18 protein-coding genes and 1 tRNA gene are annotated in these 16,510 nt (G+C 61.0%); 5 read left to right on the top strand and 14 right to left on the bottom strand.

All coding sequences use genetic code 11. The features are described from left to right. Positions 1-2: 2 nt before the first annotated feature. The 6 genes from HGO40_RS09330 to dapA form a co-directional block, all read right to left on the bottom strand. Complete coding sequence (locus HGO40_RS09330; RefSeq protein WP_053182737.1) at positions 3-203, bottom strand: AbrB/MazE/SpoVT family DNA-binding domain-containing protein; 201 nt, start codon at positions 201-203, stop codon at positions 3-5. A 434-nt stretch (positions 204-637) separates the two neighbouring features. Next, positions 638-727 (bottom strand) — tRNA-Ser (locus tag HGO40_RS09320). 83 nt (positions 728-810) lie between these two features. Continuing rightward, positions 811-1,524 carry a phosphoribosylaminoimidazolesuccinocarboxamide synthase gene (gene purC / locus HGO40_RS09315; protein WP_250962751.1) on the bottom strand — a complete coding sequence of 238 codons (714 nt, stop codon included), beginning with the start codon at positions 1,522-1,524 and terminating at the stop codon, positions 811-813. 27 nt (positions 1,525-1,551) lie between these two features. After that, on the bottom strand, positions 1,552-2,310 hold the full coding sequence (locus tag HGO40_RS09310; RefSeq protein WP_250962750.1) for an MBL fold metallo-hydrolase: 759 nt from the start codon (positions 2,308-2,310) through the stop codon (positions 1,552-1,554). Between the two features lie 4 nt (positions 2,311-2,314). Further along, the gene (gene bamC / locus HGO40_RS09305) at positions 2,315-3,430 is read right to left on the bottom strand and encodes an NlpB/DapX family lipoprotein (protein WP_250962749.1); all 1,116 of its coding nucleotides are present in this window, start codon (positions 3,428-3,430) and stop codon (positions 2,315-2,317) included. A 17-nt stretch (positions 3,431-3,447) separates the two neighbouring features. Then, entirely contained in the window at positions 3,448-4,326 is an 879-nt protein-coding gene (gene dapA / locus HGO40_RS09300; RefSeq protein WP_250962748.1) for a 4-hydroxy-tetrahydrodipicolinate synthase, read from the bottom strand. A 313-nt stretch (positions 4,327-4,639) separates the two neighbouring features. Between dapA and HGO40_RS09295 the strand changes: the two genes are divergently transcribed. Both HGO40_RS09295 and HGO40_RS09290 read left to right on the top strand, forming a co-directional pair. Further along, positions 4,640-5,200 carry a glycine cleavage system transcriptional repressor gene (locus tag HGO40_RS09295; RefSeq protein ID WP_003184325.1) on the top strand — a complete coding sequence of 187 codons (561 nt, stop codon included), beginning with the start codon at positions 4,640-4,642 and terminating at the stop codon, positions 5,198-5,200. A gap of 10 nt (positions 5,201-5,210) precedes the next feature. Further along, on the top strand, positions 5,211-5,684 hold the full coding sequence (locus HGO40_RS09290; RefSeq protein ID WP_250962747.1) for a peroxiredoxin: 474 nt from the start codon (positions 5,211-5,213) through the stop codon (positions 5,682-5,684). Positions 5,685-5,813: 129 nt separating this feature from the next. Here the strand turns inward: HGO40_RS09290 and HGO40_RS09285 are convergent, their stop codons facing one another. Next, entirely contained in the window at positions 5,814-6,884 is a 1,071-nt protein-coding gene (locus HGO40_RS09285) for an AI-2E family transporter (RefSeq protein WP_250962746.1), read from the bottom strand. A gap of 30 nt (positions 6,885-6,914) precedes the next feature. Next, positions 6,915-7,154, bottom strand: coding sequence for a sulfurtransferase TusA family protein (locus HGO40_RS09280; protein WP_053120054.1), 240 nt, complete (start codon positions 7,152-7,154; stop codon positions 6,915-6,917). Between the two features lie 98 nt (positions 7,155-7,252). Between HGO40_RS09280 and HGO40_RS09275 the strand changes: the two genes are divergently transcribed. Beyond that, positions 7,253-8,686 carry a M48 family metalloprotease gene (locus HGO40_RS09275; RefSeq protein ID WP_250962745.1) on the top strand — a complete coding sequence of 478 codons (1,434 nt, stop codon included), beginning with the start codon at positions 7,253-7,255 and terminating at the stop codon, positions 8,684-8,686. Positions 8,687-8,748: 62 nt separating this feature from the next. On the opposite strand, the gene HGO40_RS09270 is transcribed toward HGO40_RS09275, so the two are convergent. From HGO40_RS09270 to rpoE, 4 genes are all read right to left on the bottom strand, one after another. Then, positions 8,749-10,179, bottom strand: coding sequence for a DegQ family serine endoprotease (locus HGO40_RS09270; RefSeq protein WP_250962744.1), 1,431 nt, complete (start codon positions 10,177-10,179; stop codon positions 8,749-8,751). Between the two features lie 234 nt (positions 10,180-10,413). Continuing rightward, a complete protein-coding gene (locus tag HGO40_RS09265) occupies positions 10,414-11,361 on the bottom strand; it encodes a MucB/RseB C-terminal domain-containing protein (protein ID WP_250962743.1) in 948 nt (315 codons plus the stop codon). A gap of 12 nt (positions 11,362-11,373) precedes the next feature. After that, positions 11,374-11,961, bottom strand: a complete 588-nt coding sequence (locus HGO40_RS09260; RefSeq protein WP_053120046.1) for a sigma-E factor negative regulatory protein — start codon at positions 11,959-11,961, stop codon at positions 11,374-11,376. A 31-nt stretch (positions 11,962-11,992) separates the two neighbouring features. Further along, a complete protein-coding gene (gene rpoE / locus HGO40_RS09255; protein ID WP_003172477.1) occupies positions 11,993-12,574 on the bottom strand; it encodes an RNA polymerase sigma factor RpoE/AlgU in 582 nt (193 codons plus the stop codon). A 559-nt stretch (positions 12,575-13,133) separates the two neighbouring features. Between rpoE and nadB the strand changes: the two genes are divergently transcribed. Further along, positions 13,134-14,750 (top strand): L-aspartate oxidase, encoded by a 1,617-nt coding sequence (gene nadB, locus HGO40_RS09250; protein WP_250962742.1) that lies wholly within the window; start codon positions 13,134-13,136, stop codon positions 14,748-14,750. On the opposite strand, the gene HGO40_RS09245 is transcribed toward nadB, so the two are convergent. Continuing rightward, a complete protein-coding gene (locus HGO40_RS09245; RefSeq protein WP_250962741.1) occupies positions 14,719-15,171 on the bottom strand; it encodes a protein YgfX in 453 nt (150 codons plus the stop codon). The two genes, nadB and HGO40_RS09245, sit on opposite strands and share 32 nt — an antisense overlap. Beyond that, positions 15,155-15,409, bottom strand: coding sequence for an FAD assembly factor SdhE (locus HGO40_RS09240; RefSeq protein WP_003184348.1), 255 nt, complete (start codon positions 15,407-15,409; stop codon positions 15,155-15,157). Before HGO40_RS09240 ends, HGO40_RS09245 begins: the two co-directional genes overlap by 17 nt. Before the next feature lie 149 nt (positions 15,410-15,558). On the opposite strand from HGO40_RS09240, the gene ygfZ reads away from it, so the two are divergent. Further along, the gene (gene ygfZ, locus HGO40_RS09235) at positions 15,559-16,500 is read left to right on the top strand and encodes a CAF17-like 4Fe-4S cluster assembly/insertion protein YgfZ (protein WP_250962740.1); all 942 of its coding nucleotides are present in this window, start codon (positions 15,559-15,561) and stop codon (positions 16,498-16,500) included. Positions 16,501-16,510: the final 10 nt, after the last annotated feature.

The raw sequence follows: 16,510 nt of genomic DNA, 5'->3' as shown, positions 1-16,510 counted from the left end.
GCTTAGCCTTCTTGAAGCTCGCGACGACGATTATCGTCCGCCTGATTGCGAATTGCTTGAATTCGCTGCAGCAGGCCGCGAGGGATAGGCTGGATACCTTCAGGATTTTCCTTGATATCTCTGTCAAGCAGATCAAGGAACTCGATACCAGCTTGGATCTCCGCCTTTCTGTCGGTAAACGAGACGACATTGCCTTTAGACATGACTTCTCTCCATCGCTAATTTTCCTGCACTTTCAACAGGACATGGCCTGAGCGCTTCATGGCGAGCATGGCCCTTACGGGGCATTTCCGTGCCCTCAGTAGGATCACTGTAGATCACTATGGTTCACGAGGAGTGCATTTAACACCATCAAAGCCGAATAAAGGAAGCGTGATGATGTAACAGATGGCGAAGCCTATGCGAATGACCAGACAAGACGAAAATGTCATATCAAGCGTCGACTTGCGTGCCTCTGTGCCCCAATACAAGTCTCGCACGATCAAGCCATGGACCACCGAATACACTTATTTTCTGACAGGCGGCCATATCAGTTGTGCAATAGAAAAGGCCAAGGCGGTGACGGGGCGGAGTCGAGGAAGATCCCCCCAAATACAAAAAAGCCCCGAGGCGGTTAAGCGCTCAGGGCCTTTAAATATGGCGGAGAGATAGGGATTTGAACCCTAGGTACTGTCGCCAGTACAACGGATTTCGAATCCGTCCCGTTCGGCCACTCCGGCATCTCTCCAGTGGCGCGCATCATACCAGCACATTCGCCGGAAGCGAACCCCCGAGCGAAATTTTTTCCGTGCTATCAGATGCTTGCGTCGATTACAGCGGCACACCCAGGCGCTGGGCAACTTCTTCGTAGGCTTCGATGACGTCACCGAGGCCTTGGCGGAAGCGGTCCTTGTCCATTTTCTTCTTGGTGTCCTTGTCCCAGAGGCGGCAGCCGTCCGGGCTGAACTCGTCGCCCAGGACGATGGAGCCGTCGCTGAACACGCCGAATTCAAGCTTGAAGTCCACCAGCAGCAGGCCGGCGTCGTCGAACAGCTTGGTGAGCACGTCGTTGACCTTGAGGGACAATTCCTTCATGCGCGCCAACTGCTCGGCGGTGCCCCAACCGAATGCCACGACGTGGGATTCGTTGATGAACGGGTCGCCCTTGGCGTCGTCCTTCAGGAACAGCTCGAAGGTGTAAGGGTTGAGCTTCATGCCCTCTTCCACGCCCAGGCGCTTGACCAGGCTGCCGGCGGCGTAGTTACGCACGACGCATTCGACCGGGATCATGTCCAGCTTCTTGACCAGGCAATCGTTGTCGCCCAGCAGCTTGTCGAACTGGGTCGGCACGCCGGCGGCTTCGAGCTTTTGCATGATGAAGGCGTTGAACTTGTTGTTCACCATGCCCTTGCGGTCCAGCTGTTCGATGCGCTTGCCGTCGAACGCCGAGGTGTCGTTGCGAAACAGCAGGATCAAGCGGTCAGCGTCGTCGGTCTTGTAAACCGACTTGGCTTTGCCGCGGTAGAGTTCTTCACGTTTTTCCATGATGGGCTCCGCTTGCTAAGTAGTGGGCTAGGCGATATGTCGCCAGTCGAGCCCTGAATCTTGATCGGCCAGTTGCAGCCAGTCCGGGTCGCACCCGAGGGTGTCGACAAAACATTGCCGGGCCAGCTGCGGCAGGTTGTTCTTGCTGCTCAGATGGGCCAGGACCAGGTGTTGCAGGCCTTGCCAGCCCAACTCGGCCACCAGGAACGCGGCCTGGTGGTTGTTCAAATGTCCGTGCTCCCCGCCGACCCGCTGCTTGAGAAAGTACGGGTAGTAACCACGGGCCAGCATGTCACGGCAGTGGTTGGACTCGATCATCAACGCATCGAGGTCCCGGTAACTGTCCATCACCCTGTCGCAATACGACCCCAGGTCGGTCAGCAACCCGAAGCGCCGCTCGCCGTCGCTGAACACATACTGCGTTGGCTCCCGGGCATCGTGGGCCACGCTGACCACGCTGATGTCCAGGCCACCGATACGCAATTGCTCGCCACCGGCCACGAAACCGGCTGGCTCGATGGGCTTGCGCAGGCCTTCCAGCGTGCCACGGCTCAGGTACACCGGCACATTGTAGCGCCGAGACAGCAAACCCACGCCATGCACGTGGTCGGCATGTTCGTGGGTCACGAGTATCGCGCTCAGTTGCGCCGGGTGCACACCCAGGCGCAACAGGCGTTTCTCGGTTTCCCGCAGGGAGAAACCACAATCGACCAGCACATACGTGCCGGCGCTGGCGATCAGCGTGCCGTTGCCCTGGCTACCGCTGCCGAGAACGGCAAAACGCATCGGATCAGCCCAGGTTGTCCTGAATCACGCTCAACACCTTGCGGGCCACATCGGCCGGCGCCACGGTATTGATGTTTTTCTCGACGGTGACCTGGACGTTGTCGCCGACCTTGCTCAGGCGAACCTGGTAACGCTCGGCGCGGGCTTCGACTTCTTCCTTGTCCGGCTTGCTGCCGAACAGGCCACTGAAGAAACCAGGCTTCTCGTCTTTCCTCTCGGCCTTTTCAGCCAGGTTGATGTAGTACAGGCCCAGGCTGCGGTTGATGTCCTCAACGCGCCACTCGCCCTGCTCCAGCGCACGGCCAACGCTCGACCAGGCACGGTCCAGGTCGGAGCCGACGTTGAGCACCGGGTTGCCGCTGCCGTCTTCGTTCAGGCTGACGCGGCTCGGCGTGTCGTAGTCCCGGGTCGCCAGCATCGATACCGAACCGCCCTGCTCTGCGGTACGGCTCATGCTGGCAAGCATGTCGTCCACCAGCGCAGCGTCGAGACCGGTATTGACCGAACGGTTGGTGAAGGCCACGTCGGCGGTGCTGCCGGCAGGACGCTCGGCGCTGACCACGTAGATTTCACTGGTGTTGCGCTGCACGCCCGGCTCGATGCGCACCCGCACGCGGGTTTCGCTGTCGGCCGCGACACCGGCGGCGCTCAGGCGCTTGGCCATGGCGGCGGACAGTTCATCGGAACGCTGCCAGGTGGTGGTGAACTCGCCGGTTTGCGGGCGCTGTTCGTCCAGGCGGAAACCGTTGTCCTGGAAGAACTGGATCGCCACGGGCCAGACTTCGGCTGGCGGGTGCTGGCCCATGACCCAGCTGGAATCGCCACTCTTCTGCAGGGTGTAGTCGCTGGCATCGGCCACGGCCGACAGCGGCTGTGGACGCGGAACGATGTATTCGCCCTTGACGCTGTCGTCCGCGACGTTGCGCGGGATCGGCAGCAACGGATCCAGGCGCTTGGCGACGCTGACGTCTTGCGGCAGTTGCATCGGTGCAGTCTGTTGCGCTTGCAGGTAATCACTACCACGGTCGCGGAAGTAACCCTCCGGCCCCCAGATCCATCCGCAGCCGCTGGTGCTGGAGACAATCAAGGCAAGTGCGGAAAGTCCGGCCATTCGCTTCATGCGTTGTACTTCCTCAATTAAACCAGGACGCCGGACTGGCGCAGGGCCTGCCGCAGCGGTTCGTGACAGGCGGTGCTCAGCCAGGTCAGTGGCAGGCGGATGCCATCGTGCATCAAGCCCATTTCGACCAAGGCCCACTTCACCGGAATCGGGTTGGCCTCGATGAACAGGTCCTTGTGCAACGGCATCAGTTTTTCGTTGATGGCCCGTGCGGTCTCGGCGTCGCCCTTGAGCGCGGCCTCGCACAGGTCGGCCATTTCGCGCGGCGCGACGTTGGCAGTGACGGAGATGTTGCCCTTGCCACCCAGCAGGATCAGCTCGACCGCGGTCGGATCATCACCGGACAGCACGATGAAGTCCTTGCCCACGCCATCGAGGATGGCCTTGGCGCGCTTCATGTCGCCGGTGGCTTCCTTGATGCCGATGATGTTCGGCACAGTGGACAGGCGGATCACGGTCTCGGCCTGCATGTCGCAGGAGGTGCGGCCGGGAACGTTGTAGAGGATCTGCGGGATGTCGACGGCTTCGGCAATGTGCTTGAAGTGCTGGTACAAGCCTTCCTGGGTCGGCTTGTTGTAGTACGGGACGACCAGCAGGCAGGCGTCGGCACCGGCTTCCTTGGCGTTGCGGGTCAGCTCGACGGCTTCGCGGGTCGAGTTGGCGCCCGTGCCGGCGATGACCGGAATGCGCCCGGCAACTTGCTTGACCACGGCTTTGATCACGGCGATGTGTTCTTCTACATCAAGCGTTGCCGACTCGCCGGTGGTACCGACGGCGACAATGGCATGGGTGCCGTTTTCAAGGTGGAAGTCCACGAGTTTGCTGAGGCTGTCCCAGTCAAGACGCCCGTCTGCATCCATGGGTGTGACCAGAGCCACCATACTGCCCGCAATCATGAAACCGCTCCTGCCGGAAAAAGAGAGCGTAATGGTACTGGCGCCAAGATGCTTGTACAAGCGAACTACCATTCCCCTTGGCGTTGGTTTTCGCTACCCTTCAGGCTTTGATCGGTATCGACAAGCTCATACGCCGGTTTCCAGCCTCCGTTTTCGACGCCACAAGCCCCGATCCCGGGTTTGTCCTGGTGCATTCCTGTTGTCGCGGAATGCAGCACAACCCGGGCACCAGGCTTGAGCCGTTCGTTTTCCGGGGCCGGGCGCCGTGTCGAGCGGCAAAGGTACCGACCGCTCATCGCTTTAGGAATGCTGCATGTCCACCCCCACAGTCCGCGAACAATTCCTTGTTATCAGTGCCCTCGGCGCCAACCCCATGGAGCTGACTAACGTCCTGTGCCGCGCCAGCCATGAAAATCGCTGCGCCGTCGTGACCTCACGCCTGACCCGTCATGGCGAATGCAGTGCACTCGTGCTCGAGATCTCCGGCAGCTGGGACGCTCTGGCGCGCCTGGAAGGCAGCCTGCCGGTACTGGCCAAGAAGCATGCCTTTACCGTCAACGTGGTGCGCAGCGCCGCCCTGGAGAACCGTCCCCAGGCCCTGCCCTACGTGGCCTACGTGAGTTCGGCCTACCGTCCGGACATCATCAACGAGCTGTGCCAGTTCTTCATGGACCATCACGTCGAGCTGGAAAACCTGACCTGCGACACCTACCAGGCTCCGCAGACCGGCGGCACCATGCTCAACGCCACGTTCACCGTGACCCTGCCGGCCGGCACCCAGATCAGTTGGCTGCGCGATCAGTTCCTGGACTTCGCCGATGCGATGAACCTGGATGCCCTGATCGAGCCGTGGCGCCCACAAAACCCAATGTAAGGAAGCGTTCATGGCCGTTGCCGTCGACCAGCCGGTTACCGATTTCCAAGCGCCCGCCACCAGCGGGCAGACCATCAGCCTCGCCGCCCTCAAGGGCAAGCAGGTGGTGATCTATTTCTACCCCAAGGACAGCACCCCTGGCTGCACCACCGAAGGCCAGGGTTTTCGCGATCAATATGCACAATTCCAAGCCGCCAACACTGAAGTGTTCGGCGTTTCCCGGGACAGCCTCAAGTCTCACGAGAACTTCAAGTGCAAACAGGAGTTCCCGTTCGAGCTGATCAGCGACAAGGACGAGGCCATCTGCCAATTGTTCGACGTGATCAAGTTGAAAAAGCTCTATGGCAAGGAGTACCTGGGCGTTGATCGCAGCACCTTTCTGATCGACAAGGAGGGTGTGCTGCGCCAGGAATGGCGTGGCGTGAAAGTGCCGGGGCATGTGGATGCGGTGTTGGTGGCGGCCCAGGCCCTGAACAAGGCCTGAAATTTTCGCCGCCTGTACTGGCGCCATCGCGAGCAAGCTCGCTCCCACAGGGATTTGATTAACACCACCAATCCAATGTGGGAGCGAGCTTGCTCGCGATGAGGCCATCAGCATCACCCCCATTACAAGCTACAACAACGGCGCCACCACCGGCTCCTTGCTCGGCCATGCATCCAGCACCGCCTTGAACAGCGTCGCCAGGGGAATCGCAAAGAACACCCCCCAGAACCCCCACAGCCCGCCAAACAGCAGCACCGCGCAGATGATCGCCACCGGGTGCAGGTTCACCGCCTCGGAGAACAGCAGCGGGACCAGCACGTTGCCGTCCAGGGTCTGGATGATCCCGTAGACCGCCATCAGGTAGATGAACTGATCGCTCCAGCCCCATTGAAACAGGGCAATCAAGGCCACCGGCACGGTCACCACCACCGTGCCGACGTAAGGCACCACCACCGAAATGCCCACCAGCAGCGCCAACAGGGCAGCATAGTTGAGCCCCATGGTCACGAAGCCAATGTAGGTCACGCCGCCGCAGATGAAGATCTCGATGACTTTTCCGCGAATGTAATTGGCGAGCTGCCGGTTCATCTCCTGAGCCACGCGGGTAATCAGCGCCCGCTCGCGCGGTAGGTAGCCGCGAACCCAACGCCCGATCATTTCCCGGTCCTTGAGGAAGAAAAACACCAGGATCGGCACCAGTACCAGGTAGATCATGATGTTGACCAGCAGCGGCAGGCTGGACAGTGAAAACGTCCGCGCCCATTGGCCGAACTTGCCAATCTCGCCGCGCACCACTTCGATGGTCTGCAACACTTGCTCATCGGACACCAGGTGCGGATAACGCTCGGGCAGCAGCAACAGCAAGGATTGCCATTTGGCGAGCATGCCTGGCAACTCATTGAACAGGGTCACCAACTGGTGCCAGAGCAACGGCACGATCACCACGAGAAACACCACCAGCACACCCATGAACAGGGCGAACACCAGCCCCACTGCCGCGGTGCCGGGCAGCCGCAGACGCTCCAGCGTCGTGACCAGCCCCTGCATCAGGTACGCCAGCACCATCCCCGCCAGCACCGGCGCCTGCATGCCGCCCAACGTGAGCACGGCGGTAAAGGCCAGGAACAACAGCACTGCCAGGACCACCGCCTCTTCATCGGAGAAGTAGCGCTGAATCCAGTCGCGTAACACTTTGAACATTAAAAATCCTTAAGGACGCTGTCGGTGTTTTCAGGCTTTTTTCAGCCAATAACGGTAGACGCCGTTTTCGTCTTCTTCACGCAGCAGCGTATGACCGGCCAATCGGGCGAAGGTGCGAAAGTCACGTTGCGAGCCCGCATCCGTGGCGATCACCTTGAGCACACTGCCGCTGGCCAGGCGATTGAGTTCCAGCTTGGCCTTGAGCAACGGCAACGGACAGTTCAGGCCACTGGCGTCCAGTTCGGCATCGTGGGCTACAGCATCAGTCATGGGTTCGCTCCGCGGCAGGTCGTTGAGCGGCCTAGAATATCTGGTCCCGGGCCCGGTGTCCGGCTACAGTAGGGTCTTTGTCAACTAAGGCCTCGTGCATGACATTTCTGCGCCCCACCCTGCTGACGCTCGCTTGCCTGCTTGCCTCACCGGGCTTCGCCGACGACTTGCCGTCACTTGGCGATGCCAGTTCTGCCATCGTCTCGCCAGAACAGGAGCACCAATTGGGTCGCGCCTGGCTGGCCCTGCTGCGCAGCCAGGTTTCACAGCTCAACGATCCACAGCTCAAGGACTACGTCGAAACCAGCGTCTACAAGTTAGTGGAGACCAGCCAGGTCAACGACCGGCGCCTGGAATTCATCCTGATCAACAGTCCGCAGCTCAACGCCTTCGCCGCACCGGGCGGGATCGTCGGGGTCAACGGCGGCCTGTTCCTCAACGCCCAGACCGAAGGCGAATACGCCTCGGTCATGGCCCACGAACTGGCCCACTTGTCACAGCGCCACTTCGCCCGTGGCGTCGAAGCCCAGCAACGCATGCAGGTGCCGATGATGGCCGCACTGCTGGCCGGCATCGTGATTGCCGCTGCCGGTGGCGGTGACGCCGGGATCGCCGCCATCGCCGGGACCCAGGCCGCCGCCATTCAGGAACAACGGCGCTTCTCGCGCCAGAACGAACAGGAAGCCGACCGCATCGGCATCCAGAACCTGGAAAAGGCCGGCTACGACCCGCGGTCCATGCCCACCATGTTCGAGCGCCTGATGCGCCAGTATCGGTTCGACGCCAAGCCCCCGGAATTCCTGCTGACTCACCCGGTGACCGAATCGCGGATCGCCGACACCCGTAACCGCGCCGAACAGGCCAGGCCGGGCGGCATCGAGGACAGCGTGCGCTATCAATTGATTCGTGCACGGGTCCAACTGACCTATGAAGAAACCCCGGGCCTGGCCGCCAAGCGCTTCCGGGCACAGCAGGACGAGAACCAGAAGAACGACGTGGCACGCTATGGCCTGGCGATCGCGCAGATCAAGGGCGGTCAGTTGAACGAAGCTCGGGAGAACCTCAAGCCGCTGCTGGCCAAATCACCCAACGAGATCATCTACAACCTCGCCCTGGTGGACCTGGACATCACCAGCAACAAACTGGCCGACGCTCAGTCCCGCGTCGACCGGATGCTGAGCCAGTACCCAGGCAATTATCCGCTCAACCAGGTCCGCGTCGACCTGCTGCTCAAGCAGAACCGTCCCGCCGACGCCGAGAAGGCCCTGGAAACCCTGCTCAAGTCACGCCCGGACGATCCGGACGTCTGGTACATGGTGGCCGAGACCCGTGGGCTGTCCGGCAACATCATTGGCCTGCATCAGGCCCGTGCCGAGTACTTCGCCCTGGTGGGCGATTACCGTCAGGCCATCCAGCAACTGGACTTCGCCAAACGGCGCGCCGGCACCAACTTCCCCCTTTCGTCACGCATCGATGCGCGCCAGCGGGAACTCATGGAGCAGGAGCGCATGGTCAAGGACATGATGGGCTGAGCATTGGCCAGGCAATAAAAAACCGCCTCTCTCGAGGCGGTTTTTTATGAGCCGCTAACCGGTCATTCGGCCAGCTTGAAGGTGATGAAGCTCGCGCGCCCCTGGCGCAGGACCCGCATCGACACCGAACGATTCTTCGGCAATGCCTTGGCGATGTCGGTGAACTCCTTGGCCGAACCAATGGCCTGGTTGTTCAGGTGCGTGATGATGTCGCCCGGCTGGAGACCGATCAGCGCGGCAGGGCCGTCCTGCACTTCCTTGATCACCACACCGCCCTGCAGTTCCAGGGTGCGTTTCTGCTCTTCGGTCAGCTCGGCCACGGCCACGCCCAGGCGGTTGCTGCTGCGCTCGACGCCGGATTTTGGCAGCGAATCCAGTTCCTTGCCTTCTTCAGGAATGGCGCCGACGGGCAGTTCGACGTTCTTGCGCTTGCCTTCGCGAATCACTTCCAGATTAGCCTTGGCGCCAGCCTTGAGAGCGCCCACCAGGTGCGGCAGGTCGGCGGACATGACGATCGGCTGGCCGTTCATGCTCAGGATCACGTCACCCACTTGCAGGCCGCCCTTGGCAGCCGGGCCACCTTCCTGGATCTGCGCCACCAGCGCACCAGCAGGTTTATCCAGCCCGAACGACTCGGCCAGATCCTTGTTCACTTCCTGGATCACCACGCCCAACCAGCCACGGCTGACCTTGCCTTCGCTTTTCAGTTGGGTGGCCACGTCCATGGCCACGTCGATCGGAATGGCGAAGGACACACCCATGAAGCCGCCCGAACGGGTATAGATCTGGGAGTTGATGCCGACCACTTCACCCTCGAGGTTGACCAGCGGGCCACCGGAGTTACCCGGGTTGCTCGGCACGTCGGTCTGGATGAACGGCACGTAGTTTTCGTTCGGCAGGCTGCGACCGATGGCGCTGACGATGCCCTGGGTCACGGTGTGATCGAAGCCGAACGGCGAACCGATGGCCACCACCCATTGGCCGGCTTTCAGGTCCTGGGATTTGCCCAGCTTGAGCACCGGCAGGTCCTTGCCTTCGATTTTCAACAGCGCCACGTCGGAACGTGGGTCGGTGCCGATCAGCTTGGCCTTGAGTTCGCTGCGGTCGGCCAGGCGCACCAGGATTTCGTCGGCATCGGCGATCACATGGTTGTTGGTCAGGATGTAGCCATCAGGCGAAATGATGAACCCCGAGCCCAGGGATTGCGCTTCGCGCTGGCGGCCCCCGCCGGGCGAGCGCGGCTGTTGCGGCATGCCGCGCTCGAAGAACTCCCGCAGCATGGGCGGCAAGCCTTCCAGGTCCGGCATCTGCGGGTCCGATACACGGCGATCCGGCAGCTTCTGGGTGGTGCTGATGTTCACCACGGCGGGTGAAGCCTGCTCGACCAGTTGCGTGAAATCGGGCAATTCCACCGCCACGGCAGGAACGGCCTGGCCGAGCACAAGCACGGTGGCAAAAATGGAGAGATAGGTTTTCAAGCGTGGTATCGACATACGGCTCCCGTTACGACGAGCATGGTTAAGCGATATGGAGCAAGGAATACCAGCGAAAGATACGCCGGTATTTTTGTTCCGGGAACAGACAAGGCCAGAGCCGAGCGGCTCTGACCTATAGAAAAAAAGCTGAGTTTTTGCAAATGAAAATGCTGACAGGAAGTTTCGGCATTTCGATCAAGCCCTGGCGTCATCGGCCTCTCGCGCAATCGAATCACCCGTGCAGCCAGCAGGTTATTGGGTCGCCGTGACGTCAGAGCGCATGGACAGCGCGATCCGTTCCGCCGTACCGATAGGAATTTCACCGACCACCGTGACCATCATTTCGCCCTGGGGCGTCGTCAGCCTGCGAGACACGGCCGCCGTCGGGCCGAGCTGGGTACGGGTATCGGTGGCGTTGGCACCGTTCAACGGCTCCAGGAACACCGAGAAGCGCGCGAGCCCGTCGTCATACATCAGGCTGCTGACCTGGACCTGGGAGTCCGGGTCCTTGCGTGCGGCACTGCTGGTCAGCTCGAAGCCGGGCGGCAGCCAGTCCGAGTGCCAGGCGGTTTTCGCCGCGACGGCCTTGCCAGGATCCTGCGTGACAGCCTTGCAATCGGCGCTGGCCTGCAAATCAGCGTCTGCGGGCGCGGCGAGATTCATGCGGGTAAACTGGAAGCGCTCGAGCAACTGGCCCTTGTCATTGAGTAACAAGGATTTGAGCGGCAGGCCGGTTTCTCTGTCCAGGTGCAGCTCGAAGCCATAGCGATGCTGGTCCTTGGGCGTCAGCGCAACGATGACCGTTTGACGTCCGGCCACACGTGACTTGCCAATGACGGCAAGGTCATACCAATTCTTGAGTTTTTGCGGATCGAGCGCACGTGAAGTGCTGTCCGGCGTATTGCCCAGCCCCGGGATCAAGGAGCCGCTTACGCATTGAGTATGCCCATCAATGCGCACGACTTCCTGTGCCGAGCCGTCGAGCTGGAGTAACCGCTCGCGGACCTTGCCATCCTGGACGCGATGCCAGATGTTATGGGTAGAAAAACTACCGTTGCGCTCGTAAACGAAAGTGCCCTGGAAGCTCTGCTGTTGCTCGGCTTGACTCAGGCGGTTCAACCAGTCCTGAGCCTCATCGGCATGGGCTGGAATTGCACACCAGCCACCAAGCAGAAGCGTGAATAGAGGTATGGCGCGCAATGGCTTTCCTTATTAACGGTTTTCCAGGCTGGCGGCACGGGCGTAAGGCAGCGCGCTTTCGGTACCTTTCAGGGCAGCTTGCTGGGCATGCTGACGCAGGTAGTTGGGCAGGCGCTGATCATGCCAGCCAGGCTGGCCTTGCAGAACACCGTTGGCCATTGGGCCTGCGGTTTCCGAACCTTCGCTGTAACCGGCCAATACCGCTGGGCCCTTGACCTGTGGAGCGGCCAAGCCAGGCTGATTGGACTGCTGCGCCATCTGCACGCCGGCAATCTCATCCTGGTTGTACAGACGTACACCCGCCAGTACAGCGACGGTGACCGACGCGGCTACCGCCAGGCGACCCAGGCTGCGCCATGGTCCGCGAGAAGCTTTTGCCGGTACGGCTTCGTCAGCCAATGCAGCAGAAACGGCGGCAGCGATGTCCAGGCGAGGAAGCAACAAGTCCTTGTGCATCACAGCCCGGGCGATCTGGTAACGAGCCCAGGTCTCACGTGTTTCAACATCGTCGAAGGCATTCAATACCCGACGTAATTCAAGTTCGTCCGCTTCGTTGTCCATAACTGCGGACAGCGATTCCTGCAGGGCTTCACGACTCATGGCGTTCCTCTCTTGGCTGTCGCCGCTGTCTCTAGTTTTCCTGCAACAACGGTTGCAGGGCTTTATCAATGGCCTCCCGAGCGCGGAAAATCCGGGAGCGCACGGTGCCCACAGGACATTGCATGACGCTCGCAATGTCTTCGTAACTCAGACCGTCGAACTCACGTAAAGTTAAAGCCGTACGCAAATCTTCAGGCAGTTGCTGGATGGTTCGATGGACGGTGCCTTCGATCTCATCCCGCAGCAACGCACGTTCCGGTGATTCGAGATCCTTGAGGCCATGATCGCCATCGTAGAACTCGGCATCTTCAGAACTTACATCGCTATCCGGCGGCCGGCGGCCGCGTGAAACCAGATAGTTTTTCGCCGTGTTGATGGCGATGCGGTAAAGCCACGTATAAAACGCGCTGTCACCGCGAAAATTACCAAGTGCGCGGTAGGCCTTGATGAAGGCTTCCTGAGCGACATCCTGCGCTTCATGGGTGTCGTGCACGAAACGCACGATCAACCCGAGAATTTTGTGCTGGTATTTCAGCACTAGCAGATCGAAAGCTCGCTTGTCGCCGCGTTGGACGCGCTCGACCAGCTGCTGATCCTCTTCCTGGGTTAGCATGAACACTCCTCGATAAGCTCGAAGGAGGCTTGCATTACTAATTGACCGGGCTTGCAAACATAGACTCGGGCTTTTCGCAAAAGTTCTCCCCCTTCCAAGCAAGTTTCCGACGCGCTCTGATCTCGGCACGCACGAAAAACGCAGCAGGAGATTCCCCGGCTGCGCGAATAATCTGTCGCCGGGCCTGTTGGCAGGGATTCCAATCGAAATCCTGCATCAACCCGACGCTGCTCCCTTTTGCAGACAACCGACTATTGAACGTAGGCGCCTGGCAAAAGTTCCCGCTATTTCCAGCGTCGCAAATAGAATAATGGACGACCATGACGTGATAAACAGCGTTCTGTCTTCGAAACAGACGCCTTTGTCGACTCAGAGCCAACCGGCTGATCCGACGAAGCGTGCCGCTTTTCTGTCACACTGGTTTCACATTGCCATGAATGCCCGGCTATTGTGCCGATCCCCCCCTCTATATACTAGTGGGCTGCGTGGCTGCCCGACCCGTTGAAGCGGTGTCTGGCGCCAACCCCGACCCGGGTCGCCTTGAGCGGAAACCATTCGAATGAGCCAACAGTTCCAACATGATGTTCTGGTAATCGGCAGCGGTGCCGCCGGATTGAGCCTGGCCCTGACCTTGCCTGCGCACTTGCGCATCGCAGTACTGAGCAAGGGCGACCTGGCCAACGGTTCGACCTTCTGGGCCCAGGGCGGCGTCGCCGCCGTGCTGGACGATACCGACACCATTGAATCCCACGTCGACGACACCCTCAACGCTGGCGGCGGCCTTTGTGATCCGCAAGCGGTGCGCTTCACGGTCGAGCACAGCCGGGAAGCCATCCAGTGGCTGATCGACCAGGGCGTGCCGTTTACCCGTGACGAACAATCGAGCACCGAAGACGGCGGTTTCGAGTTCCACCTGACCCGCGAAGGCGGCCACAGCCATCGGCGCATCATTCACGCAGCCGACGCCACGGGCGCGGCGATCTTCAAGACCCTGCTCGCCCAGGCGCGACAACGGCCTAACATCGAATTGCTGGAACAGCGCGTCGCGGTCGACCTGATCACCGAAAAACGCCTGGGCCTGGACGGTGATCGCTGCCTCGGCGCCTACGTGCTCAATCGCGGCACCGGTGAAGTCGACACCTACGGCGCGCGCTTCGTCATCCTGGCGTCCGGGGGTGCGGCGAAAGTCTACCTTTATACCAGCAACCCCGATGGCGCCTGCGGCGACGGCATCGCCATGGCCTGGCGCTCGGGTTGCCGGGTGGCGAACCTGGAGTTCAACCAGTTCCACCCCACTTGCCTCTACCACCCACAGGCCAAGAGTTTCCTGGTGACCGAGGCCTTGCGTGGCGAAGGGGCTCATTTGAAACTCCCCAACGGCGAACGCTTCATGCAACGCTTCGACCCACGCGCCGAACTGGCACCACGGGACATCGTCGCCCGGGCCATCGACCATGAAATGAAGCGCCTGGGTATCGATTGCGTCAACCTGGACATCAGCCACAAGCCCGAAGCGTTCATCAAGAGCCACTTCCCGACGGTGTACGAGCGCTGCCTGGAATTCTCCATCGACATCACCAAGCAACCGATCCCGGTGGTGCCGGCAGCGCATTACACCTGCGGTGGCGTGATGGTCGACCAACGCGGCCGCACCGATGTGCCGGGCCTCTACGCCATTGGCGAAACCAGCTTCACCGGCCTGCACGGCGCCAACCGCATGGCCAGCAACTCGCTGCTGGAATGTTTCGTCTACGCCCGCTCGGCGGCAGCGGACATCCTCGAGCAATTGCCACAGGTCGCCATTCCGGTCGCCCTGCCCTCGTGGGACGCCAGCCAGGGCACCGACTCGGACGAAGACGTGATTATCGCCCACAACTGGGACGAGCTGCGGCGCTTCATGTGGGACTACGTCGGCATCGTGCGCACCAACAAGCGCCTGCAACGGGCACAGCACCGGGTGCGCTTGCTGCTGGATGAGATCGACGAGTTCTACAGCAACTACAAAGTCAGCCGCGACCTGATCGAGTTGCGCAACCTGGCCCAGGTGGCCGAACTGATGATTCGCTCGGCCATGGAGCGCAAGGAAAGCCGGGGGCTGCATTACACCCTCGACTACCCGAACCTGCTGCCCGAGGCGCTGGACACTATCCTGGTGCCGCCCACCTACGCCGACTGAACCTGAGCTGCACTCGCAGGCGCCGATGGACATCCGGCGCCAGCGCGTCGCGGGGCACGCACAGCGAGCGAACCCGCCGCTCGCCCTGCAGGCGAAAGCGCAGCACGATGATCATCGGCAGCGCCAGGCTGTCGGGACGGAATTGCACAGCCCGCCAGCCGTCGGCCCGGCTCCAGAGCTGCCAACCGGCGGCATTACGCCGCAACCCGCAAAAGGCCCGGCGATGGGTCAGCCATAAATGTCGAGGAATGACCCAGGCGCCATGGGCCAGGCACACTACGACGCCAAGCGCCGCGCACCAGGACGGCACGGACAACAGGAACAACGAACCCAAAGCGAACACCTGGGCCAGCAGGTAAGCCGCCAGCAGTTGCCCGGAGGCCTGCCAGCGGCATTCGAAGCGATTACTTGGGCTGGACACGGTCCAGGATCATCCGGACCATGCGCTGCAACTCAGGGTCTTCGGATTCGCTGCGCTCCATGAACCAGCCGAACATGTCCTGATCCTCGCATTCGAGCAAGCGGACGTAGCACGCACGGTCCACTTCATTGAGATGGGGATAAACCTCTTTCACGAACGGCACCAGCAACACATCCAGCTCAAGCATGCCGCGGCGGCTGTGCCAGTAGAGGCGATTCAGTTCAACGTCTTCGACCATGGAGCGCTCCTCAAATAGAGCGCAAGTATACAGGCCCCACCGCAGCGGAACAGACAGCTTTGGTCGGGCGCCATCGATCCTTTGTGAACTACCCATTTCAAGGGCGTCCCCTTATGATGTCTACCAGACTTTTTACCCTGCGATGACCCATGGCTGATTTCGCTTTTTTCTGCACCCTGTCCCACGAAGGCGTCCTCGCGGTCCGCGGCGTGGATGCCAGCAAATTCCTGCAAGGCCAATTGACCTGCAACCTCGACTACCTGAGCGACAGCCGGGCCAGCCTCGGCGCCCGCTGCACCCAGAAAGGCCGGATGCAATCGAGTTTCCGCATCCTGCTCGAAGGCGACGGCGTGTTGATGGCCATGGCCACCGAACTGCTCGAACCGCAACTGGCGGATCTGAAAAAATATGCCGTGTTCTCCAAATCCAAGCTCACCGACGAAAGCGCCGCCTGGGTTCGCTTTGGCCTGGAAAACGCCGACACGACCCTGGCCGGCCTGGGCCTGGAACTGCCGAGCGACACCGACAGCGTGGCGCGCCATGAAGCCTTGATCGCCATCCGTGTTTCCCCCGGCCGCGCCGAATTGTGGGTCCCCGCCGACCAGGCCCAGGCACTGCGCACCCGCCTGGGCGCCGAACTGGCCGAGGCGGACCTGAACCCGTGGCTGCTGGGTCAGATTCGCGCCGGGATCGGCCAAGTCATGCCGGCCACCCGCGAATTGTTCATTCCACAGATGCTCAACCTTCAAGCCGTCGGCGGCGTCAGTTTCAAGAAAGGCTGCTACACCGGCCAGGAAATCGTCGCCCGCATGCAATACCTGGGCAAGCTCAAGCGCCGCCTGTATCGCCTGCGGCTGGACGCCAGCGAACTGCCGGAACCCGGCACGGCGCTGTTCTCCCCCACGCATGGCAGTTCCATCGGCGAAGTGGTGATTGCCGCCCGCGGCGAGGGAAACATTGAACTGCTGGCGGTTTTGCAGGCCGAAGCAGCAGAAGATGACAATGTGCACCTCGGTGCCTTGGAAGGCCCGCACCTTCAATTGTTGGACCTGCCTTACGAACTGGACCGCGACCGCGAAATCCAGCGCTGATCGCAGTATT

Origin of the sequence: Pseudomonas sp. CG7, assembly GCF_023701885.1 — a bacterium.
Classification (GTDB): Bacteria; Pseudomonadota; Gammaproteobacteria; order Pseudomonadales; family Pseudomonadaceae; genus Aquipseudomonas; species Aquipseudomonas zanjanensis.
Note: the sequence above shows the minus strand (reverse complement) of the source record. Positions and strands in the feature narration are given on the sequence as shown.

Coding starts and splice junctions, on each gene's coding strand:
- HGO40_RS09260 (WP_053120046.1), bottom strand. CDS start 11,961: ATGAGTCGTGAAGCCCTGCAGGAATCGCTGTCCGCAGTTATGGACAAC.
- HGO40_RS09310 (WP_250962750.1), bottom strand. CDS start 2,310: ATGCGTTTTGCCGTTCTCGGCAGCGGTAGCCAGGGCAACGGCACGCTG.
- HGO40_RS09285 (WP_250962746.1), bottom strand. CDS start 6,884: ATGTTCAAAGTGTTACGCGACTGGATTCAGCGCTACTTCTCCGATGAA.
- dapA (WP_250962748.1), bottom strand. CDS start 4,326: ATGATTGCGGGCAGTATGGTGGCTCTGGTCACACCCATGGATGCAGAC.
- bamC (WP_250962749.1), bottom strand. CDS start 3,430: ATGAAGCGAATGGCCGGACTTTCCGCACTTGCCTTGATTGTCTCCAGC.
- HGO40_RS09290 (WP_250962747.1), top strand. CDS start 5,211: ATGGCCGTTGCCGTCGACCAGCCGGTTACCGATTTCCAAGCGCCCGCC.
- HGO40_RS09330 (WP_053182737.1), bottom strand. CDS start 203: ATGTCTAAAGGCAATGTCGTCTCGTTTACCGACAGAAAGGCGGAGATC.
- HGO40_RS09295 (WP_003184325.1), top strand. CDS start 4,640: ATGTCCACCCCCACAGTCCGCGAACAATTCCTTGTTATCAGTGCCCTC.
- HGO40_RS09280 (WP_053120054.1), bottom strand. CDS start 7,154: ATGACTGATGCTGTAGCCCACGATGCCGAACTGGACGCCAGTGGCCTG.
- HGO40_RS09270 (WP_250962744.1), bottom strand. CDS start 10,179: ATGTCGATACCACGCTTGAAAACCTATCTCTCCATTTTTGCCACCGTG.
- HGO40_RS09275 (WP_250962745.1), top strand. CDS start 7,253: ATGACATTTCTGCGCCCCACCCTGCTGACGCTCGCTTGCCTGCTTGCC.
- nadB (WP_250962742.1), top strand. CDS start 13,134: ATGAGCCAACAGTTCCAACATGATGTTCTGGTAATCGGCAGCGGTGCC.
- rpoE (WP_003172477.1), bottom strand. CDS start 12,574: ATGCTAACCCAGGAAGAGGATCAGCAGCTGGTCGAGCGCGTCCAACGC.
- ygfZ (WP_250962740.1), top strand. CDS start 15,559: ATGGCTGATTTCGCTTTTTTCTGCACCCTGTCCCACGAAGGCGTCCTC.
- HGO40_RS09240 (WP_003184348.1), bottom strand. CDS start 15,409: ATGGTCGAAGACGTTGAACTGAATCGCCTCTACTGGCACAGCCGCCGC.
- purC (WP_250962751.1), bottom strand. CDS start 1,524: ATGGAAAAACGTGAAGAACTCTACCGCGGCAAAGCCAAGTCGGTTTAC.